This is a genomic window from Pseudoflavitalea sp. G-6-1-2 (assembly GCF_012927185.1).
In the GTDB taxonomy this organism is placed as follows: domain Bacteria; phylum Bacteroidota; class Bacteroidia; order Chitinophagales; family Chitinophagaceae; genus Pseudobacter.
Window position 1 is genome coordinate 844,257 of record NZ_JABBGB010000002.1, and the last position, 26,698, is coordinate 870,954.

A 26,698-nucleotide genomic window follows, 5' to 3' on the forward strand; every position below is an offset into this window, starting at 1 on the left:
CATCCTCTTTCAGTTTTATGAAGTCGAAGATGATGATTAAAGGATCTTCTCCTGATCATCTTCAAAATACAAAATGCGGTAGAGATCATTCCTTCTGTCGAGCCATGTTCGCACGCTACCCGCTACCCTGTTGCGTTTGAGCAATTGCATATCGAGATCCTGATAAATAAGTGTTTCGTCGCCCGCTTCTGCTTCGGCAGCAATGGCATCTCTGTGAAACTCCACATCCGATGGAGTGAGAATGGCGCTTTGCGCGTACTGAATATCCAGATTATCCACCTGCGGCAGATTACCTACACAACCTGCCAGCACCACATAGATCTGATTTTCGATAGCGCGCGCCTGCGCACAATAACGTACCCGGTTATACGATCTTCTGTCGTCTGTATTGAACGGAACGAAGATGATCTGTGCACCTTTGCTGGTAGCGATTCTCGCCAGCTCAGGAAATTCAATATCATAACAGATGGAGATGGCGATCTTACCGCAGTCCGTATCGAATACCGCAACTTTTTCTCCCGGCTTTACGCCCCACCATTTCTTTTCGTGCGGAGTGATATGCAGTTTGTATTGTTTGTCGAAACTGCCATCGCGCCTGAACAGGAAAGATATGTTGTAGAGTTCGTTATCATCTTCCACACTGAAATGCGAACCGGCTATGATATTGGTGTTGTACCGTATGGCCATCTCTCTGAAGAAATCGATGTATTGTCCGGTGAAGTCGGCCAGCTGACGCACGGCTTGTCCGGGTCGCTGATTAGGCAGGAAAGAAAGCAGCTGCATGGTGATCATTTCCGGAAAGAGCACAAAATCGCTTTTGTAATCTGCTGCCACATCGATGAAGTATTCGCAGTATCTCGCGAATTCGTCGAAGCTGTTCACCAGCCGCATTCTGTACTGTACGGCACATACGCGCACGTATGGGTTCAGTACCTGTTCTCCTTCTGCCTGATAATCGAGGTTCACCCATTCCATGAATGTGGCGTAGCCACAGCTTTCCGCATCTCCGGGCAGATAATCTTTGATGATGCGTTTGAGCACAAAACCGTTGGACAATTGCGTGGTGAGCACCGGATCGAACAGTTTCTTATCCATTACATGCTGCACATATTCTCGGATATTCATTTTGTCGGCTACGGTGTGATAGTTAGGCAGTCTGCCTCCCAGCACAATGCGTTTGAGGTTCATTTCCCGCGCGAGTTTCTTGCGTGCTTCGTATAGCCTGCGTGCGAGTTTCATGTTACGGTAGGCAGGGTCTACCATTATCTCGATGCTGTAAAGTGTATCGCCCAGCGGGTTATGCGTGCTCATGGTGCCGTTGCCCGTTATCTCAGCCCACGAATGATTGATGGAGAATTCATCGAAGTTCAGGAGTATGGAGCTGGAACTCGCTACCAGTACATCATTCAGCAGCACGCCCATTTGTCCTTCAGGAAAAGTGGTGACCGTTTGCTCCCATTGTTCTTTCTTCCAGGGCTTCATTTCAGGGAAGGCAGCGAGCTGCATGGTTACCACTGCATCGAAATCATCGATCGTCAGCTGCCTGATCTTCACGCTCAGTTCTTTCTCCTTTGTTTTTGCTTTGTTCGACTTGGCCATATCTCAGCAATTTTGGGGTGAACGATACCATAATTTACTACATTATTGGCGCATGCTAATAACAAAAGCGGTTGCCGTGATGAGCAACCGCTTGTATGCATAATATCTTAAGAGAACTGTTATCTCGATCCCAGCAGGTTCACCGGCATAATGAATTCCCACTGATTGGCGTTCAGTCGCTGCACGTTTCCATCCATCAGTCTGCTATACCTGAAGCCGAATGTTACATTGTGCTGGTTCCACCATTTGGTATCAAAATAGATCTCGGTTCCATAGGAACGAAGTTCATCGTTATACGCTTTGCCTTTGTTGTAGAATTTTCCGTTGGTATGATCATAGAAAAGATTCGCGCGCACGCGCAGGAAGTAAACAATGTTTCCAACTCCAAGATCCGGATACAACAAGGGAAGGTGATAGTTTGCTCCCAGCTTCCACATCTGCGGGTAATTAACGCCAGTATAGCCGCGCGAAAAAGGAAAACTGCTGCCGAAAATATATTTCTCTACCGTATCTCTTTTCTGGAAGGATGTATTGATCACGAGGTTATGCGTTAGCGCCAATCCCGGAAAATACCAATAGCCTGTTGCAAGGAACTGATTGCTCTCCACCCGCGATACAGCACGATTGTAGCTGAGTTGAATATTCTGTCCCCATCTCGGCAGTATATGCATTTGCGCCGTCTGCACCTGATTCACAAAACTGATATACGGACGCACAAAAGCGAATCCTTTCAGGTTGAACATATTCTTCATCGATCCCTGCACATATTGTTTTTTGTAAGCGATGTCCGACCCCACTGTGAGCCGCGTATTGAACCTTCCCTTACTGAAATTGAGCGGCACCAGTAAACCTGCAGATGAGTTCCACTCACTGAAAAACAACTGCTGATTGCGGAACGTAAACGGACGATCGATGATGTAATTGCTTCCGATTCTGATCCACGGGAAGAGCTGCGCATACGTAAGGTTCACACCGAATTCTTTATTGCGCTCATTGTTGTTGTAATTGAAATACACTTCCGATTGCAACGTATTCAGCACATTCTCTCCGATGATGGAAAGCGTGTAATCAGGATCATCTACAAATGGTCTCCAGCTATGGAAGTTCAGCAGCCGGAATCCTTTGGAGTAACGGCTTACAGCAAATCCCGTATCGGAGGTGGCGGCTTGCACCGGCTGGTATTTTCCTGCCTGCATTTCTGCAACATCATACGCAACGGGCGCCTGAGCGAACTCGCTTTCAGCAATAGGTTGCAGCTCATTGTTGCTTATTGCTGCCTGTTGCAGGCGATCCCCCACTGCCGTTACAGCAGTGTACACATATTGGCCATGCGCTATCTGCGGCATGTATTGCCCGGTGTAGGTGGATGCCTGTGCGGGATTCAGTTTGTACATTTTTCCCTGAACGATCATGAAGATCCTGTCGAGTCTTCCATGCGTGGCGGAGAACACGATGGTATCTTTGTGAACCGCAGGATATCCGATCACATTATGCGTGAAAGGCGTTAACTGGCGTGGGTTTCCCGAGCTCAGGTCTATTTGCAGCAAAGCCATCTCACCTTTATTATTGCGTGCTGCTGTAATGATGGAATTATCTCCAAAGAATTTGGGATAGGTATAAAAATAGTTTTCGGTATTGGGCAATGCACTGATCAACGATCCATCATTGCTGTTGAGCAGATGAATCGCCGGTGTTTGTCCGGGTTCAATTTTCACTGCCACAATGCGCGATCCATCTTCACTGATATCCGGGGAGAAATATTGTGTACGATGTGTGAGTGTGCGTTGCTCATTGCTTTTTACATCGAGCCATTTGATCACGGAATAGTTATGCCAGTTCCAGCGGATATCGGGTTCGTAAGCGGCATACACTATTTTTCCGTTGCGGAGCGAGAAGCTGGCGTCGAGCGAAATATCTTTGATACGCAGTTGTGTTGTTTTTCCGTTGCTCATATCGCGCACCACAAAAGCTGGCAGTTTTTTGTAACTGCTTTTTACGTACACGAGCGTATGATCGTCGAGGAACTGCGGAAAGGCAATATCTCCCACAAAATGCTTTTGCGTAGCTGCAAATTTTTCAGCATCGGAGGCTGAATCGTTTTTGAACACATCGCTGAAATGCGCCATGGCATTGGCCCGGAACTGACGATAAGATTCTCCGGTATACTTCTTAACAGCGCGTTGAAACGGATAGAACAGCCCGTTGAAGCGTGCAGCATCATTAGTGATCTTTGCCCAGATGTCGTCTCCGTATTTTTCGCGGCCGTAGGCCACCATCATGTATCCGAGGCGATAATGATCGGGAACGAAATCGCGCAGCGATCCGTTGCGCAGCTTCATCCATGAATATTTTTTATTGGCTGCCCAGAGGCTTCTGTAGTCGTTGAAGAATGCTGGCACTCTGCCTCTGCCCTGCTGACTGAGGATGGTTTCCTGATACACCGCATCGCCTTCCCAGAACCAGTTAGGGATGGCAGCACTGTTCACCAGTTCCTGCGACTGTTCACCAAATAAGATGTAAGCGAGTTTTGAAATGCCTTTTCTGAAATTGGCGTATTGCTCCACATGGCGGTACTCGTGCAAGGCAAGGCTCTGATGCCATTGCAGACTTCCTAGCTGGAAACTGTTCTGCGGTGCTGTGAGATAGAATTCACTCCGCCATGGACCTAAGCCCACATATCCATTGGAAACGGTGGTATTGGGTTGAAGTACGATGCTGATTTTTCTGAATCCTTTACCCAGCAAGCCCTGCGGCTGTTGACCGATACGATGGATGATGCCTGCCACTTCCTGCCCTGCCCGTTCCTGTCCGGCAGGGAAGATTACACGTACTGAATCGGTGTTTACCTGACGCCAGCGGGTTGAAGGGGGATGGCCACCAAACTGCTGCGCAGTGGCAACAGTACCAGTGAGTATGGCGGCGGCCAGTAACAGAGATTTATACATGAAGGGAAAATTACACCATTTCCCATTTACACCATTCGCCCTTTTGTTTATTTTTGGATTATGGTCCTTTCACTTCTGGCATTAGCGTTGGCACCCGGACTAGCTATTGCATTTTTTATTTATACCAGGGATAAGTACGACAGGGAGCCGCTGCGCAATCTGGCATTCTCCTTTCTGTTGGGCGTTGTAAGTACCTTGCCCGCCATTCTTATCCAGACCAGCCTGCAACCGGTGCTGGATGCATGGCTCTCTCCTTACTCCGTTAGTTATTATGTTTTACTGGCATTTGTGTTGGTGGCTATGAGTGAAGAAGGCAGCAAGTTCATGATGTTGCGACTTTATGCCTACCGGCAGCCGGCATTCGATGAACCATTCGACGGCATCATTTATTCCGTGATGGTATCGATGGGCTTCGCCACATTTGAAAATATATGGTATGTGCTGGAGAACGGATTTGCCACCGGCGTAATGCGCATGTTCCTTTCCGTTCCTGCGCATGCAGCATTCGGCGTACTGATGGGTTTCCATGCTGGGCTTGCCAAATTCGACAAACATAAACCTGTACTGCGGCTGCTCACAGGAGTGTTGCTGGCAGTGGTTTTCCACGGAGCATTCGACTTCTTTTTATTCCTTCAGAAAAACCCCAATGTTACAAGATACATTTCTACCGGTATGCTGGCTTTCGGCTCGCTGGTCTGTTACTGGATTGCGATGAGACTCGCCTGGCGCGCCATTCGCATTCATCAGAATTTATCAAAAGAAGTGTTTGAAAATCCATAATATTGTCGCCCATGAATACAAGTGCAGAACTGGTTATCCGCTTTGCGGACCTGGAAGATATACCCACCATCGGCTACCTTGCGCAGCAGATCTGGCCCGAAACCTATGGAGCTATCCTTTCTCCGGAACAGTTGAGTTATATGCTCGACATGATGTACAATCCGGAAGCCCTAACCGATCAAATGACAAAGGAAGGCCAGCGTTTTCTCATTGCCGAACTCGACGAAGATGCTGTTGGATATGCCTCTTATGCTCCCACTGAAGACGAAGGCGTTTTCCATCTCCACAAAATCTATGTTCATCCCAAAACACAGGGCAGCGGCGTTGGCCGTGCATTACTCGATTTTGTGATTGAACAGATTCTCGAAGAAGGCGCTGCCGCTATCCGACTCAATGTAAACCGTTACAACAAGGCAAGGAATTTCTACGAAAAGCTGGGCTTTACCGTTACCAAAGAAGTTGATATCGAAATTGGCAATGGCTATCAGATGAACGACTACGTGATGGAGAAGCCAATCAGCAAAGCTGATTAGCCTTTCGACATCGCGGAATTCTTCATCTCGGTGGCAAGATCCTTTCCGAGGTATCTTTCAATGAGCCAGTGCACCAGGTAGATGGCCGGCGTCATCACTATGGCAATAATGAATTTATACATATAGTTCACGATGCCGATGGCCAGTACTTTTCCGAGTGGAAAGCCGAGGCTTACATACAGGAAGAGGAACAGCACTACAACGGTATCGATCAGCTGGCTTACGAGCGTGGACAATGTAGCACGCATCCAGATATTCTTTTCTCCCGTGAGTTTTTTGATCTTTTTGAAAATAGTGGCATCTGTTACCTGTCCGATCATGAAGGCGGTGAGTGAGGCTACGATGATGTTCATGCCCTGCCCCAGTATCTGACTGTAAGCTGCCTGCATATCGGGTACGCCATTCTTTGATTGCGAAGGCACCCACCAGTTGGCTGGCGATGTTTTGATGGCGAGGAAGAATACGAGAAAGGCGAAAGCGATGAGTCCGGCAGCAATAAAGCTCAGGTACCGGATACCCTTCACTCCATAATATTCATTGATGATATCCGTCATGATAAACACAATGGGCCAGGTAAGCACGCCCACAGTGAGGTCGATGGATAAGCCCGTTTCGCCGAGCAGCGAAAAACTGAATTTGCTGATGCCCAGCGTTTCTTCGAGCGAGAATAATTTTACGCCGATGATCTCGGCAATGATAGCGTTGGCAATAAAAAAACTTCCGAGGAGGATAAACAGTCTGGTAGGTTTATCACGGATAATGTTGTGGATCATGTATCAAAAAATGATTAATTGAAAAAGAGGATGAAGATCTGAAACAGCAACAGCAGAAAATTGCTCACGATCAGCCATCGCGGAAAGGTACTCCAGTTGCCCTTTTTCTGCAACAGGGAAATGATAACGAAAAAGTTCACCAGTATGTTCAGCACAATGGCTACTCCTGTTCCCAGCACCACAATGGTGGCTCCGGCATGCCCCTGTAACGAGACGGGAACGTACTGAGACAGCCATGCCAGCAGAAAACATATATTGCAGATAAAGGCTACCCTGCAGAAAAATAATAGTTTACGCATAAACCAAGTTGGTGTAAAATTGCATTATTTTGTCCAACCCGAATTCAATTTTAGCTGATATAGCATGATAAAAGTGTTGAGTATCGCCTCCTATCAATTCTTACCTCCCCGGATGGGTGGCCAGAAAGGAATCGCCCTTTTCTACAAATACTTTTCAAAAGAATGCAGCCTGAGCATGGTTACTACGCAAAGTAACGATCCTGCATTGGCCGAAGGGTACGAACTGCTCAATATACTTTCCAATAGTCCGCTGCGATACGTGAATATATTTTATTTTTTCACGTTGCGTAATATCATCCGCCGGAAAAAAATCACTCATCTCATTTTGGAACATCCTTATTACGGATGGCTGGGCATATTGCTGAAGTGGTTTACCGGAGTGAAACTGATAGTGCATTCTCACAATATCGAAGGGCTTCGCTGGAAAACCCTGCACAAATGGTGGTGGAAGATACTGTGGCAATATGAGCGGTATGTGCACCGCAGGGCAAATCACAGTTTTTTTATTCAGGAGCAGGACAGGCAGTATGCCATTTCCCGTTTCGGATTGAAGCCTTCCAAATGCACAGTAGTAACGTATGGTATCGAGTGGGATACGCCACCAACCTTAACAGCACATCAGCAAAGCCGGCAATGGCTGCAGCAACAGCATCATATACCCGAACATCATCAGATACTGCTGTTCAATGGCGCATTCAATTATGCACCGAATGTAGAGGCGCTGGAAATGATCATTCAGAAAGTGAATCCGTTATTGCAGCAATCCGCAATGCCTTACACCCTACTTATTTGCGGAAAGGATATTCCCGCACATATCGTTAATGCTGCCACGCCCAATATGGTGATAGCCGGCTTTGTGCCAGATATCGATATCTATTTCAGGGGAGCAGATATTTTTCTTAATCCGCTGATCTCCGGAGGAGGCATCAAAACCAAGCTGGTAGAGGCTTTGGGCAATAACCTCAATGCAGTTTCAACAGTGAATGGCGCAGAAGGCGTTGATGCCGCGTTATGCGGAGGAAAACTGCAGATAGTGGCAGATGACGACTGGAAAGGATTCAGCGAAAAAGTGATTGAACTCAGCAACATAAAAATTACCATGCCGGCAGACTTCTTCGCGCAGTTCTACTGGGGAAGCATTTCAGCCAAAGCATTGGCCGCATTGAAATCGTAAAGGAGCAGAACCCGCAAACAAAAAGGCAATGGGCAAAACAAACAGCAATATTCCTTTTTATGATGATATCAATGAGTTCTTCGCCAGTACGCCATTCGCCGACAGAACCATCGATCCCAATCTGTTTTGCTTTCGCATCAATAAAGGTCCGGATGTTCAGCAATTCTACAAACCGCCTTTCAGAAGAAGCTTCTACTTCATGGGACTGATGAATGGCGTAGGACAATCCCGCATCAAATACGATAATGAAGGCGCGATGGAGATAAACAGTTTTCTGGTATTTCAGGCACCAGGACTGCTATCCAGTTTCTACCGTACTCCTTTCGCATATGGATATTTCGTTTATTTCAAACTGCCCTGCTTTTCGTTCTTCAGGCCAGACTTCAATAAGGAATTCCCTTTCTTCGATGTGCAGCAGACACAGGTATTCGGATTAACGCAGGATAAATACAAACAGCTGGCGACAGAGTTTGAAGATTTCTTTGTGGCGTATGAAAAAGCAGAGGACAAACAGCATTCCGTTGCTGCGCTGAAAATGCTGGCAGTATTGTATCAGTTGAAAACATTTGTTCAGCAGTCGAGGCAGGAAGATCGCATCACCAGACCCGAATCGGTGTTGCTGAAGCAATATGTTCAGCTGGTGAACGACAACTACATTGAAAAAAGAACAGTGGCGGAATATGCTGCCATGTTATCCATCACTCCCAAGTATCTGAGTGAATACATCAAATCCAATACAGGCAGCAATGCGTTGTCGATGATCCACGACCGTATAATGGCAGAAGCGAAATCGCTGATCCTGTACACCAATATGGATATCGCTGAGATCTGCTACCAGCTTAACTTTTCAGATCCCGCCAACTTCAGCAAATTCTTCAGAAAATACACCGGTCTCACTCCTTTGGAATTCCGCCATCAGCAGAACCGGTAAATTGACCATGCAAAGCGGTTTTTGAACAAAGCCAGCAGCATGCCGGCATCTACTTTTGTATTGCAGCTGCATCGTACAACAATTCAACACACAAAAACACAAACGATGAACACAATACAGTCCAAAGATGGTACAACACTGGCCTATGATGTTTCAGGAAAAGGTCCGGCATTGATCTACATTACAGGCGCTACCTGCCACCGCCAGTTCAAACCTGTACAATATGATGTGGAAGTTTACTCATCTGCTTTCACCGTGTACAACTATGATCGCCGCGGGCGGGGCGATAGCAGCAATACGCTTCCCTGGTCGGCAGACCGTGAGATCGAAGACATCGAAGCACTGATCGATGCGGCAGGTGGCAAAGCCATTCTGTTCGGTCATTCTTCCGGAGCCATCCTTGCATTGAAAACAGCAATGAAACTTCCCGGCAAAGTAGAGAAACTGGTGCTGTACGATGCGGCTTACTGTGCCGATGAAGCAGCGCTGGAGGAATTTCAATCGCTCGGTACATGGCTGTATCAGCAACTCGACGCAGGTAAGAATCAGGAAGCGATCACCGGGTTTCTCGAAGGCATCGGAATACCTGCCGAAGCATTCGACAGTTTGTTTCCCGACTGGCAGGTGATGGTCGATCTCGCACCTACCCTCACATACGACACCAAACTGGCCAGCGAACTGCCACCGGTGGCGGCAGCGATGAAACTGCAAACGCCCACCTGCATCATGGTGGGAGAATTGAGTCCGGAATCGATGCACAAAGTGGGGAACCAATTGCACAAGGCCATTGCCCACTCCGTGTATATCGAGGTAAAGGGACAGGATCATATGCCTTCTCCCGAAGTGGTACTCCCAGTGTTAACCGGTTTTCTGAAACCACAACATCAACAGCCATGAAAAAGCAAACATCCATTGCCAACATCAAAGCAATACTGAAAACAGATCCGGGAAAAGGTGCGTGGACCTACTTCGTATGGGACGGAGTAGGTGCCGCATTCGGATCGAGGCAAGCCGTGAAAGTGCGGGGAAAGATCGATGGCCATCCATTTGAAAACGCCTTTCTGCCGCTGAAGGATGGCACCCATCTGATGGGTGTGAACGCCAAACTGCGTAAACTGATCGGAAAAGGAACGGGCGATTCCGTCTCCGTTGAAATAATCGGCAAGATCTGAAGGCCTGCTGCTGCAATCGGTTCAACTTACCAAATAATTGCCTTATTTTGTCGCATCTTTTAACAACCTGGTATAATGAACAAAACAATCTGGCAGCAGTTTAAACCGCATGTAATCGCAATAGGGATTTTTCTGATCATTGCTGTACTCTTCTGTTTACCTGCCTTTCAGGGCATGATACTTAACCAGCACGATACCCTTGGCTGGAGAGGAATGATTCAACAATCGCAGGAATACAAAGAGAAGTTCGGGCACTGGCCTCTGTGGAGCACCTGGAGTTACAGTGGTATCCCTGCCTTCCAGATCGGCATTGAGGCCAGTTACAATATCACCCTGGCAGTACTCCATATAGTATTCACCGCGGGATTGCCGGAGCCGGCCAGCTTCTTCTTTCTGAGCTGTATCGGATTTTACATTCTTACGCAAACATTGGGATTGCGCAGCATCACCGGCATCTTCGGGTCGCTGGGATATGCTTACGCTTCCTATAATGCCATCATTGCGGCAATTGGTCACAATACCAAACTGATGTCGATGGGTTATGCACCGGCATTGCTTGCTGGCTTGATATTGCTGAGCCAGCGGAAATATGTGCTGGGCTTTCTGGTAACACTCACTTTCAGTACCCTGCTCACCTGGCAGAATCACCTGCAGATATTGTATTACACTTATCTGATTGCAGGTTGTTTTGGTGTGTCTTTGCTGATTCGTGCAATCCGCGAAAAAGATTTCAAACCGGTAATTCTAACAGCTGCACTGGCCATCGCTTCGCTGTTGCTCGGCGTAGCCAACTATGCAGTGATATTGCTTCCTACCAACTCCTACTCCAAAGAGTCGATGCGTGGAGGAAGATCTGAACTCACCATCGGACCAGACGGGAAAAAACTGGGAGTGGATCACCGCTCGAAAGGTGGACTGGATAAAGATTATGCATTCAACTGGAGCTATGGCATTGCGGAAACCATGACCCTCACCATGCCCGCTTACAATGGCGGCAGTGATGGTCCACGTGAACTGCCCGAAAATGGCAAAGCTATTCAGGCATTGCAGGAATCGCAGTTGCCACAGGAATTCGCCAATTATATTTACCCTGCACTTAACTCCTACTGGGGGGCACAGCCCGGCACTTCGGCAACTGTTTATCTCGGTGCAATCATCTGCCTGCTTTTCATCGTGGGCATATTTGTAGTGAAGTCGCCGCACAAAGGATGGATCATTGCTGCGAGCATCATCGGCATAGTGCTGGCATGGGGAAGCAATTTCCAGGCAGTGAACTATTTCCTTTTCGATTATCTTCCTTTCTACAATAAATTCAGGGCAGTAACAACGGCCCTGGTGATACCGCAACTCACTTTTGCCCTGCTGGCAACCATGGCCCTGAACGATCTGTTGTTCAAAGACTGGGATAAAGCAGAGCTGATGAAGAAAATCAAATTTGCGGGCATTGGAGTATTGGTTGTTGTGGCTATTCTGCTCGGCACTTATTTCACCGGAAGCTTCAAAGCGAAAGGCGATAACCAGCTCAGAGAAGGCATTGCAGGAGCGATCATGCAAATGGCCGCACAGGGTGGTCAACCCAATGAGCAGGTGCAGCAACAAGCCAGAACTATTTCTTCGGGCATCATGAACGGACTGTCTGCCGACCGCAAAACCTTGTACGAAGGCGATCTGCTCCGCACGCTCCTATTTTTTGCACTGGCAGCAGCACTGGTATGGCTGGGTGCAAAAAAGAAACTGAAAGGCGAATACATAATGGCCATTTTCATAGTGCTCAATCTCATCGATCTGCTGCCTGTAGACCGCAGGTATCTGAAAGACGAGAACTATATTGCCAAAGAAGATTTCCTCGCGCCATTCAATGCAACAGCCGCTGATCTTCAGATAAAGCAGGATACTGGTTATTATCGTGTATTCGATCAGACAGCAGGCAATCCTTTTGCAGACTCAAGAGCATCGTACCACCACCACTCCATCGGCGGTTATCTGCCTGCAAGGCTCGCTACCTACGATGATATTGCAACCTATCAGCTGAACAGGGGCAATATGGCAGTGTTCAATATGCTCAATACAAAATATTTCATCGTGGCCGATCCGCAGACCAGACAACCTGTTGCGCAGGTGAATCCCGGTGCACTCGGAGCAGCCTGGTTTGTAAAGAGCATCCAATATGTTCCCAATGCAGATGCAGAGATGACGGCACTCAACAGTTTCCATCCTGCAGATACAGCGATCATGGATCAGCGTGAGAAGAGCAAAGTGGCATTCGAGCCGCAGTTCGATTCGCTGGCAACCATCAAACTGATCAGCAATACCAGCGATGCCATTTCGTACGAAACCAATGCAGCGAGCAATCAGTTTGCAGTGTTCAGTGAAGTGTATTATCCCAATGGATGGTCGGCTACCATCGATGGTAAACCAGCGCAGATTGCGAAAGTGAACTATACACTGCGTGGCATGAGCATTCCATCGGGCAAGCATACTATTGAATTCAAATTCGAACCGCAATCTTATAAAACCGGCAATACCATCACATTGATCAGCGGAATCATTTCCATTCTGCTGGTGCTGGGTGGATGCTGGTGGCTCTGGAAGAAAAAAGCGCAGTAAACAAGGATACATTACTTATGGTTATCGGAAAAGGACTAGTGGCCGGGAGTTTCAGCAGTTATGCGCAGGATGAGCGGTTTCTGATTTTCGCATCTGGAGTTTCCAACTCCAAAACAAGTACAGATGCGGATTTCAGAAGAGAAGAAGACATGCTGCGACAGGCAATGAAAGCGCATGCTGATATGCAGCTCGTGTACTTCAGCACCACCAGTGTGGAAGATGCCGATCTGCAGCATACAGCCTATGTTCAGCACAAACTGAATATGGAAGAACTGATCAGGTCTGTCGCGCACCGCTATTCGATCTTCAGGCTCTCGAATCTGGCAGGGAGATCGGAAAACCCGAACACGATACTGAATTATTTTTACCAGCATATTTCTCAGGGCATTCCTTTTCAGCTCTGGCAACATTCTGAAAGAAACATTATCGATGCAGAAGACGTATTCCGCATTGCTGATTATCTGTTGCAACATGGGGAGGCTACCAACCAGACAGTGAATATCGCCAATACCGAAAGTTATCCGGTTCAGTTGATTGTCGACAGTATGGAAGCCGTCTGCGGAAAGAAAGGCATTTACACCCTTGCAGACAAAGGCGCAGCAGTAACCATTCACACAGAGGCCATCAAAGCAGCCTGCGACGCGCTGAACATACATTTCGGCAAAGGGTACCTGCAGCAACTGCTGCAAAAATATTACAGCGCATGAGCCATCGCAAAGGAGTATTGAAACGCAGACTGGAATACATCGGGATGTTTCCCTTTGTACTGGCCGGATTGATCTATGGCAAACTCTTTCCGCTGAAAAAGAAAACCAGTACTTTTCTCTTCTACCCTTCTGCCGATATCGGTGGCGCCATCAAAGTAAATGCAGATATCGCTGACTGCATCAAAGACAAACGTCCGCTGATAATCTTCTCCAAGAAGCCGCGCAACAATGGCCATGCCGAGCTTTTCAAAGATTTCGATTGTCTCGACCTGCATAAAAAGATCGATAACAAGCTCTTTCATTTCGTAAACTTCTTCTGGCGTGGAGTACTCGCATCATGGATAAACAGTGCCCCCAATGCAGTGATCTTCGGTGGAGAGTCTTTGTTCTTCTACAAGATGCTCGCGCATGTGAAGCCCGGTGTAAGAAGAATAGAGCTTTGTCATCTCGATACCTGGCTGCACTACTCCATTGGATTCATAGATCTCATTACGTTGCGCATATTCAGCACCATTAAGCTGATGCACGACGTGGAAGAACAATACAAACAAAACGGAGTGGATGCCACATATGCAAAACGCCTTCGTTTTGCGGAGAACATGATTCCGATAGGACCTTACGAACCCGTTCACAATCCGCAGCTCGAAGTGGTATTCATCGGCCGCGGAGCGCCACAGAAGCGGGTTCCGCTTACTGCCGGCATTGCGGAGAAACTCCATCAGCGGAACGCACCTGTTCATTTTTCGTTTGTGGGCGACGTGGAGAATGTGATCGACCCGGCAAAATATCCTTACTGCAAATTCTATGGAAATGTAAGGGATGAAGCCCTGATGCAGCAGATCTACCACAACTCCGATGTACTGATACTTACTTCCGCCTATGAAGGACTCCCCCTTGTGGTGATGCAGATGATGGCACATGGCCGCATCATCATGAGCACGGCAGTGAACGCAATACCCGATTATGTGCGGCATATGGAAAACGGCCTGCTGATCAAAGCCACCGATGAAGCGGAAATTATAGAGGAAGGCGCATCATTGCTGCAATGGCTTACAGAACATCCCGAAGCAAAGGAAAGATTTGGCAAACGTGGCCGCGAGATCGCCATTGAAAAATTCAGCGGGGAAGTATTTTGCAGAGAGTACACTAACTTTTTGTATACCGATAATAATTTCTGACCTACCTGTTCAGCATCCGGCTGAGTACCATCAATACTTTAGATACTGGCCCGATCTTTAGAAGCCACTGCGGGAACATCCGCTGAAACTTCAGCATCTTTTTAATCTTTTCCGGAACAGCTACGGGCGATAACTGCTGCAACTCTGTTTCACTGCCGATATTGTAATTGCGGAGCAATCGCCAGTAATAATCGTAGATCTGCACATTCCCCAGCAGCTCTTCTCCCAGTTTATGCAGCAGCAGCATGTTTTCGGGAACCACTACTTTTTTGTCCAGGAATACAGAGCGGGTGATCTGTGCTTCGTGATGGCCTATATTGATGAGCGGTTCAGTGCTGTAGTTGAAGCTGCCCTGCTGCATGCAACGGACATAGAAATCGATATCCACCATCCATTTCATGCGTTTATCGTACCAGAGCCGGCCGTTGTTGAGATGCATGGTAACACTGGGATGTCCGATCACGTTATTGGACAGCAGCAGCCGCGGATCCTGATTCAGTTTTTCAACCCATGATGGCGCAATATGATGCGAAGAGCGGATCGAAGTTTCTTCCACAACATTGTAGCCGCTGAAAACAAAATCAGCTCCGCCGGAAGTGAGTGCATAAAGTGCTCCGAGGCTGTCGGGGGTTGCAAATGCATCATCATCATGCATGAGCTTGATCCATTTTCCTTTGGCTTTACGGATGGCGTTGTTCCAGTTTTCAGGACTGCCCAACGCTGGTTGGTTATGAAAATATTGAAGAGGAAGTTTATGCTGGTACTGCTCACAGATAATGCGCACGCTATTATCAGGACTATCATCGGAAACAATCACTTCATAATTGCTGAAACGCTGCAACAGCAAGGATTCCAGCAGCCTGATCAGTTGATCGGGTTTGCGATAGGCAGGTATGCAGACTGAAACGGCAACAGTATCCATCCCTCTTATTTTTTATTGAAGATTCTGTAAAAGAAAAATAGTCCGGCATAGGGCCAGTAATACGGATCCGTAATAATTCCTGACCCGAATATCCATTTAAATTTATTGGCCCAGCTGATCTTCTCAGTGCGCAGCCTGTGCATCCAACTTTTACGGATAGTTGCTTCTATGCGCCCGGGTAGCTGCGCAGCAGGCAGGATACTTCTTGGAAGTTTGTTCTTATGATGCCTGTGCCAGTTGATCGTATGTTCCAGCCAGTTATCTCCAAAACTTCCTCCGGTGGTAAGATGCGTGAGATCGATTTCATAGGTCACCAGCACTTTGTATTGCTCAGAAATGGCGAAGGAAAAATCGATATCGTACAAATGGAATCCGGTGATCAGTGCTTCATTGTGCGGGAACTGTTGCCATACTTTTCTGGTGGTGCACATAAAAACACCATCGATCACTACCACCTCCTGCTGCTTCGAACCTGGCTGAGGATTTACACTGAACAGTTGCTCATTCCCGTGTGGATCGAGATGAAGGATGTTCACACAATCTAATGCTTTGTTATTGGTGCTCCATCCTGAAAAAGTGCGGCTTTTGTATTTGGCTCCTGCGAGGCCTACGAGGCCCAATGTAGGATGCTGCTGAAAAAGAGATACGATGATTTGTCCCCAATGATTGGTACGGAACAGCACATCTTCATGCACAAAACAGATGATATCATATTTTGCCTGTGCCGCTCCCATATTGTAGACCTCGCTGATACTTTTCTTCAATATCGCATTGTCGATCAGTATCACCTCAACGGGTACTCCAATTGTTTCATCAATATTTCGCTTAACTTGCCGTGCGAAATCAGCATTGATGGAGCAGATTACAACTGAAATCATCCTTATTAATAATTAGAAATCAATATATTACAGGAAAATAAAATCTGGCAAACATCCGTAATAATATGCAAAAATCCCAAAATAAATTTTCATCAAATCTGCTGAAAGGAATACTCAACAGGTTAAAAGTAAAGGATGCAGGAAGTTACAAAAAAGCCGGTCTTAACTGGTTTTCCATTAAACGGCTGAAACATCTGCCTGCCGACAGGGAGCATATCTATAATCTGAAGGGACAGGCTATCCATTTCACCAATGGACCGGAACTGCTGCATAGTCTTGTCGAAATTTTTGGTGATGAAGTTTACAAAACAAGTTTTGATACCCCCACTCCATACATTCTGGATTGCGGAGCAAATATCGGATTGTCTGTACTGTACTTCAGTCTCCATTACCCCAATGCAGAAGTGGATGCGTTTGAACCAGATCCCGCGAATTTTGCCAGATTAAAAAGTAATGCGCCTGCGAATAATAAAATCAGACTGCACAATGAGGCTATCTGGAAAGAGAATACCACACTGAGTTTTATCAATGATGGAACGCAGGACAGTAAGATTGGAGAATCCAGCAAACGCAATACCATTCAGGTAAAAGCCAGAAGACTGAAAGACCTGCTCGGCAGAAAAGTAGATTTTTTGAAACTGGATATTGAAGGAGCGGAATATGAGGTTCTCAAAGATTGCCGGGAAGAATTAAAGAATGTAGATCAGTTTTTTCTGGAGTATCACGGTTCATTCAAACAAGTAAATGAACTCACTGATATATTCCAATGGATGGAGCAAAGTGGATTTGTATACTATATTAAGGAGTCTGCCAATGTATATCCCACACCATTCTACAGGTCTGACAGAATAGTGCCTTACGATGTGCAATTGAATATATTCTGTTTCAGAAAAAAATAAGGCTTCGGCTTACTTCTTTTTCATCAATCTCTTCTTCATTACCTCCAGAAACTGGGTGAGATCCGGCGTAAGTTTCAGGTAGAAAACGCCGGCAAAGAAAATGGTGCTGAAAAGCAAACCACGCAGAATGATGCCCAGCAAACTGTGCATATCCGAGAGCAGGTACCAGGTGATGAGGTGACATGCCAGCAGCAACAGTATCGCGTAAATGGTTTTAACAGTGAAGGGCCACATTTTGAACCGCAGCCAGATAAAGATCAATCTCACAATATTGTACAAAACCAAAGTGGCTGAAGTAACAAATGCTACCCCATCCATTCCGTAAAATTTGGCCGCGAAAATATTTGAAGGAATGGATAATGCAAGCAGCAACAGGCCACTGTAGAACTCGAAACGCCATGCGGGTGAAGTGCTGAGCAAGGCAGAATTGCTGCCGGTGGAGAGTTCAAAAACATTGCAGATCCCCAGCAATAGAAAAACAGTTTTGCCTGCAGCGAAATCATTATCGATATGTACCACTTTTAGTCCATCATCGTAATTGAGCCAGATATTGCAGAAAAGAAAAGCACCGATCAACAGCAGGTTGATGGAAGACCGTTGATAGATACGCGCTATCTCCTGATAATTCTTGTTCTTCCAGCCTTCTGCGATATGCGGCCCCGCAACGGCAATTACCCCACGATAAGGCACCTGTATGATGGCCGCCACAAACTGATTGAGTGAGTAAATACCTGTAGTTGCAAGGTTTTGTCCACCAGCCAGTGCAATAGTATCGATCTGGCGTGCAATGCTGTTCACTGCCAGCCCTGTATACACATAACTCACGTATACCCTGATATTCTTTTTGAATCGTTTTGTTACTGAACTGAAACTGGTAGCAAAATGAAACTGTTTGGTTTTCACCAGATATACAAGCAGTATTGCTACAATCAGCAGGTAGGTGCAACAGAACAGTACTACAAATATGCCGAAATCGATCACTCTGAACAGATAGAGCGCAATCAGAATTGTTACGCATAACCGGTAGAAGGTCTCTTTCATGAAACTCGGCAGCACCGAGCGTTTCAGCGTGTACAGATAAGATTCAAGTAAGGTAAAAAGTGTAAAGAAGAAGGCGAAGAGCAAGGTCCAGTAATAATATTCAACCAGCAAAGGAGACTTGGCCTGAAACTTCCTGATCACCAGTGGCTCGAAGATGAAGCAGCCCACAAACATCAGCACAATGCCTATTCCGCTCACCAGCACAGTGAGCATGAGCATATCATTCTTCTTATTGTCCAGATGACTTTGGTAGTAGGGAAAGAAACGGTTCATGAAGCCCGTCATGCCCAGTGTAGCAAGCGGAGCAATGATCTGGGACAAACTAAGAATCACTTGTGTGAGACCGTATTGTTCAGTAGTGAAGAAACCGGCACGGGCAAAGAAATAAGTATTGGCGGCTCCGATCAGAAAGCCGACATACGATAGAAAAGAAGACTGAAGTACCTGTTTGCGAATCTCGCCCATAATAAAAATATCAGTTGCCTTGTTTCAGTAAAACGTTGAATTGCTCTTTCACCAGCTCCGGATTCACATGCTGCCGGAGCGCTTTCTCACGCGCATTGTTTCCTTTTTCGATGCGTACCTCTTTTTGATGGTACAATTGCAGAATGCTTGCTGCGGCCTGCTCTACATCGAAACCGGGGATGGTCCAGCCGGCATCAGCGCCTACAAACTCTGCAATGCCTCCCGATTCTGCGAAGCAGATGGAAGGCACTCCCATCAATGCAGCTTCGAGCACTACCAGCGGATATGGATCTTCCCTCGAACTGAGCAGAAAGATATCGAATGCTGCCAGATTATAATAATCGTGTGCCAGTGCACCGGTAAATACAAGTTGATTATCCAGTTGCTTTTCTGCCACCAGTTTGTGGATGGACTCCTGCTCTTCGCTGCTTTCTGCATCACCAATCCAGCAGAACCGGATATCCTTGTTCTGCCTGCTTACCAGCTCACAAATATGAACAAATATATCAGTTCCCTTTCTTCGGCCGATCTTGCCCATGCCTACTACCAGCATACCGGCATTTTGCAGACCGTATGTTGTTTTGAAATGCTGAACAAAATCTGCTCTCGAAGCAGACGGCTGCAATTGCTGCTGATTCACGGGCATGTAATAACTCAGCCTGCCCAGTTTCTGATCGGCAACACCATATTGCTGTTGCAGTACCTGCTTCACTTTCATGGAAGGGTAAGCCAGCAAAGTACTGTATTGAAGCGTATTGGTGGTTTGTCCGGTTTGGGCATAAAATGCCAGCACCTGCTCCAGTTCGTGCACATAGGTGATGGATTTCTTCCGGAGGAAGGACATGGTTTTCAGCAGATCTCCATTAACGATGGTATTGCTGAATATCAGGTCGGCGGCAGCTGCTTTCCGCATCAGTTTCATTAATCTGATGCGGTTGCGGATAATGCCGATGAGTCTTTTAGGGATACTGCCTTCTTTCGCATACCCGGCGGGCTTCAGCAGCAGCACCGGAAAATGTTGTTCGAACTGAGGCAGCAATGGTCCGGGCCGCTGAATGGCCATCAGCGAAATTTCTATATCGTCGGATTGTTTCAGCAAAAGCAGCAGGTTGTACAGCAGTACGGGCGCTCCACTTAAACTGGCATCGTGCGCCAGCACTACCATTTTTTTTCTGCCTGCCTTCATCGTTTCTCCACTATGAAAATATTATTGAAATAGACCTCTTTTCGTTTGCGGAACAGTTTGCTGAGTACTGCTCCCGTAAGATTGGGGAGGGCAAAGAAGAAGAACTGGAAGAGTTGTCTGGCAACGGGAATACGGCTGACTTTCGGAAACCAGTAGTCGTGAAAATACAGTACTATCAGTTGAAAGATCACTTCGATGAAGTTACCGCTTTTGTCTTCCTGAATTACTTCGAACCCGTGTTTATTGAACAGGTGTTTGAGTGCGAACCGCGTGTAACGGGCATAGTCATGCGGCACTTCGTGTTCTTTCCATACGAACGGACAGGTGATGAGCATCCGGCCTCCGGATTTGAGTACGCGATTCAGTTCGTCGAGAATTTCTTCGAGGTTGAAGATATGTTCGAATACTTCGCTGCTGAGCACCGAATCGAAATAATTGCTTTGGAGGGGGATGGATTTGCCATCGTAAAAAACATCGATCTGTTCCTGATCGTGGGGATGGCCTTCGTTCATGAAGTCCACACCTACGTATTCATCCACTGTAAAAATGGATTTGTAGGGTTTGGAGCCGCAGCCAAAATCCATCATCTTACCATGCAATACATGCTTGTACTGATCGATTTTAGACATCAATCCCTTTCTGATGAAATAGTATGGGAAGAATATGGATGGCCTGAACTCCGGACTGAGCATACTTTAATGGATAATGTTGCGCAAAGAAATGGTTTTTTTCCGGTTATGTGATGATTAAAACGGGATGATATTTGTATTGCAGATCCGGTAATTTTGAGTATAACGATAACAGGAATACAGCTTATGGAAAAAAGAGACTGGAATCAGTTCAGATTCAAAGCCGAACGGGAAGATGAAAAAGGGAAGGCATTCTTCACGGAGACAAGCAAAAAGCCCGTGAGCAGTTCAGTAATTTCCCGACGTTGCCTAAAGAAACAGATGAAATGAGAAATTTTATGCAAAGAAAAAGCCTGCGCGTGGCAGGCTATCCGTTTATTGAGCAATGCTTGCTTTCAGTAATTCATCTTCACGGATGAGGGAGAGGAATTTTTCGAGTCCTGCCCTCTTCTGATCGTCGAGTTCGTAGCTGATGTTTTTGGTGTAGTACTCGTGAAGATCGTATACGTCGTAAGGGTTTTCGGCCACTACCTCATCGATATGTTCGAGACCTTTCCGGTTGGCTTCGTCGAAAGCTGCGATGAAATCTTCGGGCAGTGGTTTATTGCTAACCCATGCTGCGAACACGAACGGAAGGCCGGTATGCGCCATCCATGCTTCTCCGAGATCGTAGATATACCTGCTTTTTTTGCGTTGTTCGAGTGCCCGGTCACCGATCACAACGCCGGCTGTGGTGCCTTTGATGCGTGGTCGGTAATCATCCTGCGTATTGGTGAGTGTTGGATTTATTTTCCAGTAGTCGCGCATCAGAATGCGGGCGAGGGTTACTGAAGTGCGGCTCTGATAATCCATCAGCACTTCGGTGATCTCTTCAACAGGTACGTCACTGAACAAGCAAACGCTGGCTACTGGCTGTGTGCAGCCGATGCAGTAATTGGTGTTGATGAAATATTGCTTCATGCGCGGGATCACGGCTACGGGCACGAGGCCCATATCGATCTCATCGTTCAGCAGCATGCGGGCAATCTTTGCAGGATATTCGGGTACGGGCTCTATAGCATGGATCACAGGTGAATGCTCAATTCCATATAATAATGGCTTCGTATTGAGATAATTCACGATTCCAACCTTAATCTTATTCAATTGAATTAATTTTACGGCGCAAAGGTAAAGGAATATCACTTTTAACATCAACACAGAACTTATACATGGAACTGAACACACTCACGGCCATTTCCCCTATTGACGGACGCTATCGCAATCAGGTGCAGCACCTCGATGAATACTTTTCTGAATATGCCCTGATGAAATACCGGGTAATGGTTGAAGTAGAATATTTCCTGTTTCTGGGTGATAAGAAGTTCTTCTCCCTTCCTGTTGCTGTGAGAAGAGGACTGCAGGCCACTGCAGAGAACTTCAGCATCGAAGACGCCCAAAAGATCAAAGAGACCGAAAAGATCACCAACCACGACGTGAAAGCCGTGGAATATTTTCTGAAAGAAAAGCTGAAAGACCTGAAAGCAGAACATCTGTCTGAATGGATACATTTCGGTTTGACTTCGCAGGACATCAACAATACTGCTGTTCCGCTCTCCTGGAAACAGGCCGTGGATTTTGAATATCTCCCTGCCATTCTCAACCTGAACAAGCAACTCGAAGTGCTGAGCGACGAATGGAGAGACATTCCCATGCTGGCCCGTACCCACGGACAGCCGGCCAGCCCTACCCGCCTCGGCAAAGAGATCCGCGTGTTCGTAGAGCGCCTGGAGAATCAGGTTCAGCTGTTGATAGAAGTGCCTTTCTCTGCCAAGTTCGGCGGAGCAACCGGCAACTTCAACGCACATGCAGTGGCATTCCCTAAAAAGAACTGGGTTACACTGGGCAACGATTTCGTAGAAGGCACACTGGGCCTGCAACGCCAGCAGTTCACCACACAGATTGAGCATTACGATAATCTTGCGGCGCATTTCGATGCGATGAAAAGGATCAATACCATTCTGATCGATTTCTGCCGCGATATGTGGACCTATATTTCCATGGATTATTTCAAGCAGCGCACCAAGAAGGGCGAGATCGGTTCATCGGCCATGCCTCATAAAGTGAATCCTATCGACTTCGAAAATGCAGAGGGCAATCTCGGTATCGCCAGTGCATTGCTGGAGCACCTGAGCGCAAAACTGCCGCAAAGCCGCCTCCAGCGCGACCTTACGGATTCTACCGTACTCCGCAATATCGGTGTGCCATTTGCGCATATCATTCTGGCTACCCGCTCCATCGAAAAAGGACTGGGCAAGCTGGTTCTGAACGATGGAAAGATCTATGATGATCTCGACAGTAACTGGGCAGTAGTGGCAGAAGCCATTCAGACCATTCTGCGCCGTGAGAATTATCCGAAACCTTATGAGGCACTGAAGGAGCTTACACGTGGCAAACAGGGCATCAACAAACAGACCCTGCACCAGTTCATAGATAAACTGAAGGTTCCGGTAACCATCCGTAAAGAATTGAAAAAGATTTCTCCGCACAATTATACAGGGGTGAATCCTGAGTTCTGAGAAAGCGACTTACGCCACCAGAGCATATCACCTCTCTGATCGAATTGTTCAAAACCATTCTTCTGTAAAACGCGCATCGAAGCAGTATTCGAGTTCGCGGTTTCTGCAAGAATGGTTTTTGTGTCTTCACGGGTGGATGCCCAGTTGATGAGCCCGCCAACGGCTTCCGTCATGAAACCCTTTTTGCGTGCTTCGGGCATGGTACCGTATCCGATCTCTACCATTCCGGCCGGATTGGGTACGCCTTTGAAGCCGAGTTCGGCTACGACTATGCCGGTACTTTGTTCAATCACCAGCCAGAAAGTGAAAAAGAGGTAATGATCTCCGGGAGATTTGCGCATACATGGAAGAGTGATGGCGTGTACGAAACGGCGTACTTCGGGCGCAACCAGGCGATCGTTGATGGCGAGGCCATACTTGAGTTCAAAAAGATTATTCCCCTGCAGATAGAGTTCTAGTGCAGCCACAGAAAGCGGCATGATATGTAGCCTTTCCGTGTGGATCATAGTGTAAGTTACGCCTGTAGGATGAGAATAGGTGAAGATAGCCAGATCACATGAAGCCTTGCAATGTTTCAGCCTATTTTCAGCCATTATTCTGCCTATATTCAGCGTATTTCAAGGGGAAGTCAGCCAGTAACCAGCCATTATTGAGCAATTATTGAGCAAGTCTATACCATGTTTCCTGCCCCGGTTGCTGCAGATTTTCTCATACCGCTTCGAATAAAAAAACCGGCAGTGGTTTATCCATGCTGCCGGTTCGGTATTATTTGCAGAAAACTGACTAAGCAGTCTCCTTATGAATCTCTGAAGTAAAGTGAAACTCGATATCCGGGTTATTGGTTCTTTCCGTGTTGAGGAACCATTCGCTCTGTGCGAGGTACACCAGGTGACCATCCTTATCTTCTGCAATATTGTTCGATTTGAACTTGGTGAATTCATCCAGCTTTTTGTGATCAGCGCTGGTGATCCAGCAGGCTTTGTAGTAAGGCTGCGCGCGGAACTCCACGCTGGCGCCATATTCCTGCAACAGTCGATACTGAATTACCTCGAACTGCAGTTCTCCCACACATCCGATGATCTTTTTGTTGCCACCGAACTGCGTGAAAAGCTGCGCCACACCTTCATCGGTAAGCTGCAAAAGTCCTTTCTCCAATTGTTTGGTTTTCATTGGGTCTTTATTCACTACTTCTTTAAATATTTCAGGTGAGAAGCTGGGAATTCCGGTGAAATAGAAATTGGGGCCTTCGGTGAGGGTATCGCCGATCTTAAAGTTGCCGGTATCGAAGAGACCCACCACATCGCCTGGATAAGCTGCTTCGATCACATCTTTATCGCGGGCAAGGAAAGTGTATGGGTTGGAGAAACGAACGTCTTTATCGAGACGCACGTGATGGAAATATTTGTTGCGCTCGAACTTGCCGGAGCAAACGCGTAGGAAAGCGATGCGGTCGCGATGTTTGGGGTCGAGGTTAGCGTGAATCTTAAAGATGAAACCAGAGAATTTCTCTTCATCGGGACAAACTTCGCGAACGCTGGTCATGCGGCAGCGAGGGATGGGCGCAATGCGGATGAAGGTATCGAGCATCTCTTTTACACCGAAATTGTTGATGGCAGATCCGAAGAACACCGGGGCTACTTTTCCGGCGAGATAGTCGGTAACATTGAGTTCGCCATGCACACCGTCTACCAGCTCCACATCTTCACGTAATAATGAAGCATCCTTCTCACCGATCTTATTATCAAGCAGTTCAACAGAAATATCGGTAAGCTCAACTACGTCTTCATCAGCCGCTTTTGTACCGGCAGTGAAGAGTACGAGATTCTTATCGTGCAGATTGTACACCCCTTTGAAATCCTTGCCGCTGTTGATTGGCCAGGTCATGGGATGCAGTTGTATTTTCAATTCAGCCTCGATCTCTTCGAGCAGGTCGAAACGGTTCTTGCCGTCGCGGTCCATTTTGTTGATGAACACAATTACAGGAGTGTCGCGCATGCGGCAAACCTCCATGAGGCGGCGGGTTTGTTCTTCCACCCCGTTCACACTGTCCACCACAAGGATAACACTGTCCACAGCAGTGAGGGTACGGTAAGTATCTTCAGCAAAGTCTTTGTGACCGGGAGTATCCAGCAGGTTCACCAGAATACCGTTGTATTCGAAGCTCATCACCGAAGTGGCCACCGAGATACCACGCTGGCGTTCGATTTCCATAAAGTCGGAAGCCGCAAACTTCTTGATCTTATTGCTTTTTACCGCACCGGCCGTTTGAATGGCGCCACCAAAGAGAAGGAATTTCTCCGTAAGGGTGGTTTTACCGGCATCCGGGTGGGAAATGATCGCAAAAGTTCTTCTTTTCTGAATTTCGTGATTGTACTTCATGCTTGTGTTCGACTTTTTTGGAAAAACGCTCGCAAAGGTACATAATCCTGCCTCAATTTGTACTTTTACCCTGCATGCGATACAGACTTCGTCAATTCATTGCCAATAATTTTCTCCGGCAGCGCAAGCCGTCTGAACCGTCCAGTACATACCAGTTAGCCAAAGGGGTTTACAAATTAAGAAGAATCATATTGATGAATTCGAAGGATGCCGTGCTGATACTAATCGGCATACTTTCGGCGGGTTTCGGACTGAAGAGTTTTCTGCTTCCGGTGAAATTCATCGATGGAGGCGCAACGGGTATTTCGCTGCTGATCGGCGCAGTGAGTGGATGGCCGCTATCAGTGATCATTATCCTCATCAATCTTCCATTCATATTGATTGGATACCGGCAGATCGGCAAGCTGTTCACCGTGAAAACGATTCTGGCCATCATCGGGCTGGCACTCTGCCTGGCGCTGGTGGAGTATCCGATAGTAACATCAGACAAACTGCTGGTGGCGGTTTTCGGCGGATTCTTTCTCGGCGCCGGAATCGGATTTGCGGTACGCGGAGGCGGTGTGCTCGATGGAACCGAAATTCTCGCCATCTATCTCAGCCGGAAACTGGGCGCTACTATCGGCGATGTGATCATGATGATCAACGTGCTGATATTCGCAGCCGCGGCCTATTTTCTGGGCATCGATAAGGCGCTGTATTCTATGCTCACTTATCTCTCGGCGTCGAAGACCGTGGATTTTCTGATCGAGGGTATCGAAGAATATACGGGAGTGACCATCATCTCGCCCAAGAATGAAGAGATCGGAAAAGTGATTACGGAGAAACTGGGACGCGGCGTTACCGTGTACAAAGGAGCAGGAGGATTCGGGAAACGGGGACTGGTGCAGGAAGACCAGCATATACTCTTCACGGTTATAACGAGGCTGGAGATATCGAGGCTAAAGCATGAGATAGAGATAATCGATCCGAATGCGTTTGTAGTGATGAATAGCATAAAAGATACGAGGGGCGGAATGATTAAGAAGCGGCCGCTGAAGCATTAGCGG

The 26,698-nt window shown here is 47.1% G+C and carries 24 protein-coding genes; 12 read left to right on the forward strand and 12 right to left on the reverse strand.

What is annotated here, in order from left to right; genetic code table 11:
* Positions 1–36: 36 nt before the first annotated feature.
* Together HHL16_RS13040 and HHL16_RS13045 are read right to left on the reverse strand one after the other, a co-directional pair.
* Positions 37–1,599 carry a bifunctional GNAT family N-acetyltransferase/carbon-nitrogen hydrolase family protein gene (locus HHL16_RS13040; protein WP_169425634.1) on the reverse strand — a complete coding sequence of 521 codons (1,563 nt, stop codon included), beginning with the start codon at positions 1,597–1,599 and terminating at the stop codon, positions 37–39.
* A 119-nt stretch (positions 1,600–1,718) separates the two neighbouring features.
* A complete protein-coding gene (locus HHL16_RS13045; RefSeq protein WP_169425635.1) occupies positions 1,719–4,544 on the reverse strand; it encodes a hypothetical protein in 2,826 nt (941 codons plus the stop codon).
* A gap of 60 nt (positions 4,545–4,604) precedes the next feature.
* On the opposite strand from HHL16_RS13045, the gene HHL16_RS13050 reads away from it, so the two are divergent.
* Together HHL16_RS13050 and HHL16_RS13055 are read left to right on the forward strand one after the other, a co-directional pair.
* The gene (locus HHL16_RS13050) at positions 4,605–5,324 is read left to right on the forward strand and encodes a PrsW family glutamic-type intramembrane protease (RefSeq protein WP_169425636.1); all 720 of its coding nucleotides are present in this window, start codon (positions 4,605–4,607) and stop codon (positions 5,322–5,324) included.
* An 11-nt stretch (positions 5,325–5,335) separates the two neighbouring features.
* Entirely contained in the window at positions 5,336–5,857 is a 522-nt protein-coding gene (locus HHL16_RS13055) for a GNAT family N-acetyltransferase (RefSeq protein ID WP_169425637.1), read from the forward strand.
* On the opposite strand, the gene HHL16_RS13060 is transcribed toward HHL16_RS13055, so the two are convergent.
* The gene (locus HHL16_RS13060) at positions 5,854–6,630 is read right to left on the reverse strand and encodes a queuosine precursor transporter (protein WP_169425638.1); all 777 of its coding nucleotides are present in this window, start codon (positions 6,628–6,630) and stop codon (positions 5,854–5,856) included. The two genes, HHL16_RS13055 and HHL16_RS13060, sit on opposite strands and share 4 nt — an antisense overlap.
* Before the next feature lie 14 nt (positions 6,631–6,644).
* Positions 6,645–6,929 (reverse strand): hypothetical protein, encoded by a 285-nt coding sequence (locus HHL16_RS13065; RefSeq protein WP_169425639.1) that lies wholly within the window; start codon positions 6,927–6,929, stop codon positions 6,645–6,647.
* Positions 6,930–6,993: 64 nt separating this feature from the next.
* On the opposite strand from HHL16_RS13065, the gene HHL16_RS13070 reads away from it, so the two are divergent.
* From HHL16_RS13070 to HHL16_RS13100, 7 genes are all read left to right on the forward strand, one after another.
* On the forward strand, positions 6,994–8,103 hold the full coding sequence (locus HHL16_RS13070) for a glycosyltransferase (protein WP_169425640.1): 1,110 nt from the start codon (positions 6,994–6,996) through the stop codon (positions 8,101–8,103).
* A gap of 28 nt (positions 8,104–8,131) precedes the next feature.
* Positions 8,132–9,034 (forward strand): AraC family transcriptional regulator, encoded by a 903-nt coding sequence (locus HHL16_RS13075; RefSeq protein ID WP_169425641.1) that lies wholly within the window; start codon positions 8,132–8,134, stop codon positions 9,032–9,034.
* Between the two features lie 105 nt (positions 9,035–9,139).
* On the forward strand, positions 9,140–9,931 hold the full coding sequence (locus HHL16_RS13080; protein ID WP_169425642.1) for an alpha/beta hydrolase: 792 nt from the start codon (positions 9,140–9,142) through the stop codon (positions 9,929–9,931).
* Positions 9,928–10,206 carry a DUF1905 domain-containing protein gene (locus HHL16_RS13085; protein ID WP_169425643.1) on the forward strand — a complete coding sequence of 93 codons (279 nt, stop codon included), beginning with the start codon at positions 9,928–9,930 and terminating at the stop codon, positions 10,204–10,206. The genes HHL16_RS13080 and HHL16_RS13085 overlap by 4 nt, the downstream gene beginning before the upstream one ends.
* A gap of 75 nt (positions 10,207–10,281) precedes the next feature.
* Positions 10,282–12,813 carry a YfhO family protein gene (locus tag HHL16_RS13090; RefSeq protein ID WP_169425644.1) on the forward strand — a complete coding sequence of 844 codons (2,532 nt, stop codon included), beginning with the start codon at positions 10,282–10,284 and terminating at the stop codon, positions 12,811–12,813.
* A gap of 17 nt (positions 12,814–12,830) precedes the next feature.
* Positions 12,831–13,520: an NAD-dependent epimerase/dehydratase family protein gene (locus HHL16_RS13095; protein ID WP_169425645.1), complete on the forward strand. Its 690-nt coding sequence runs from the start codon at positions 12,831–12,833 to the stop codon at positions 13,518–13,520.
* The gene (locus HHL16_RS13100; RefSeq protein ID WP_169425646.1) at positions 13,517–14,698 is read left to right on the forward strand and encodes a glycosyltransferase family 4 protein; all 1,182 of its coding nucleotides are present in this window, start codon (positions 13,517–13,519) and stop codon (positions 14,696–14,698) included. The genes HHL16_RS13095 and HHL16_RS13100 overlap by 4 nt, the downstream gene beginning before the upstream one ends.
* A gap of 1 nt (position 14,699) precedes the next feature.
* Here HHL16_RS13100 and HHL16_RS13105 read toward each other — a convergent pair whose 3' ends face one another.
* On the reverse strand, positions 14,700–15,620 hold the full coding sequence (locus HHL16_RS13105; RefSeq protein ID WP_169425647.1) for a glycosyltransferase: 921 nt from the start codon (positions 15,618–15,620) through the stop codon (positions 14,700–14,702).
* A 5-nt stretch (positions 15,621–15,625) separates the two neighbouring features.
* Positions 15,626–16,498, reverse strand: a complete 873-nt coding sequence (locus HHL16_RS13110) for a glycosyltransferase (protein WP_169425648.1) — start codon at positions 16,496–16,498, stop codon at positions 15,626–15,628.
* A gap of 65 nt (positions 16,499–16,563) precedes the next feature.
* On the opposite strand from HHL16_RS13110, the gene HHL16_RS13115 reads away from it, so the two are divergent.
* Positions 16,564–17,397, forward strand: a complete 834-nt coding sequence (locus tag HHL16_RS13115; protein WP_169425649.1) for an FkbM family methyltransferase — start codon at positions 16,564–16,566, stop codon at positions 17,395–17,397.
* A gap of 9 nt (positions 17,398–17,406) precedes the next feature.
* Here HHL16_RS13115 and HHL16_RS13120 read toward each other — a convergent pair whose 3' ends face one another.
* The 4 genes from HHL16_RS13120 to HHL16_RS13135 all read right to left on the reverse strand — a co-directional run bounded on the left by HHL16_RS13120 (position 17,407) and on the right by HHL16_RS13135 (position 21,861).
* Positions 17,407–18,903, reverse strand: a complete 1,497-nt coding sequence (locus HHL16_RS13120) for a hypothetical protein (RefSeq protein ID WP_169425650.1) — start codon at positions 18,901–18,903, stop codon at positions 17,407–17,409.
* A 10-nt stretch (positions 18,904–18,913) separates the two neighbouring features.
* A complete protein-coding gene (locus HHL16_RS13125) occupies positions 18,914–20,089 on the reverse strand; it encodes a glycosyltransferase family 4 protein (protein ID WP_169425651.1) in 1,176 nt (391 codons plus the stop codon).
* The gene (locus HHL16_RS13130; RefSeq protein ID WP_169425652.1) at positions 20,086–20,781 is read right to left on the reverse strand and encodes a class I SAM-dependent methyltransferase; all 696 of its coding nucleotides are present in this window, start codon (positions 20,779–20,781) and stop codon (positions 20,086–20,088) included. Before HHL16_RS13130 ends, HHL16_RS13125 begins: the two co-directional genes overlap by 4 nt.
* A 312-nt stretch (positions 20,782–21,093) precedes the next feature.
* Positions 21,094–21,861: a menaquinone biosynthesis protein gene (locus HHL16_RS13135; RefSeq protein WP_240966132.1), complete on the reverse strand. Its 768-nt coding sequence runs from the start codon at positions 21,859–21,861 to the stop codon at positions 21,094–21,096.
* Positions 21,862–21,926: 65 nt separating this feature from the next.
* Between HHL16_RS13135 and purB the strand changes: the two genes are divergently transcribed.
* Complete coding sequence (gene purB / locus HHL16_RS13140) at positions 21,927–23,273, forward strand: adenylosuccinate lyase (protein ID WP_169425654.1); 1,347 nt, start codon at positions 21,927–21,929, stop codon at positions 23,271–23,273.
* On the opposite strand, the gene HHL16_RS13145 is transcribed toward purB, so the two are convergent.
* Together HHL16_RS13145 and HHL16_RS13150 are read right to left on the reverse strand one after the other, a co-directional pair.
* Positions 23,246–23,866, reverse strand: a complete 621-nt coding sequence (locus HHL16_RS13145) for a GNAT family N-acetyltransferase (protein WP_169425655.1) — start codon at positions 23,864–23,866, stop codon at positions 23,246–23,248. The two genes, purB and HHL16_RS13145, sit on opposite strands and share 28 nt — an antisense overlap.
* Before the next feature lie 190 nt (positions 23,867–24,056).
* Complete coding sequence (locus HHL16_RS13150) at positions 24,057–25,652, reverse strand: peptide chain release factor 3 (protein ID WP_169425656.1); 1,596 nt, start codon at positions 25,650–25,652, stop codon at positions 24,057–24,059.
* A 194-nt stretch (positions 25,653–25,846) separates the two neighbouring features.
* Between HHL16_RS13150 and HHL16_RS13155 the strand changes: the two genes are divergently transcribed.
* A complete protein-coding gene (locus tag HHL16_RS13155; RefSeq protein WP_240966134.1) occupies positions 25,847–26,695 on the forward strand; it encodes a YitT family protein in 849 nt (282 codons plus the stop codon).
* Positions 26,696–26,698 lie beyond the last annotated feature (3 nt).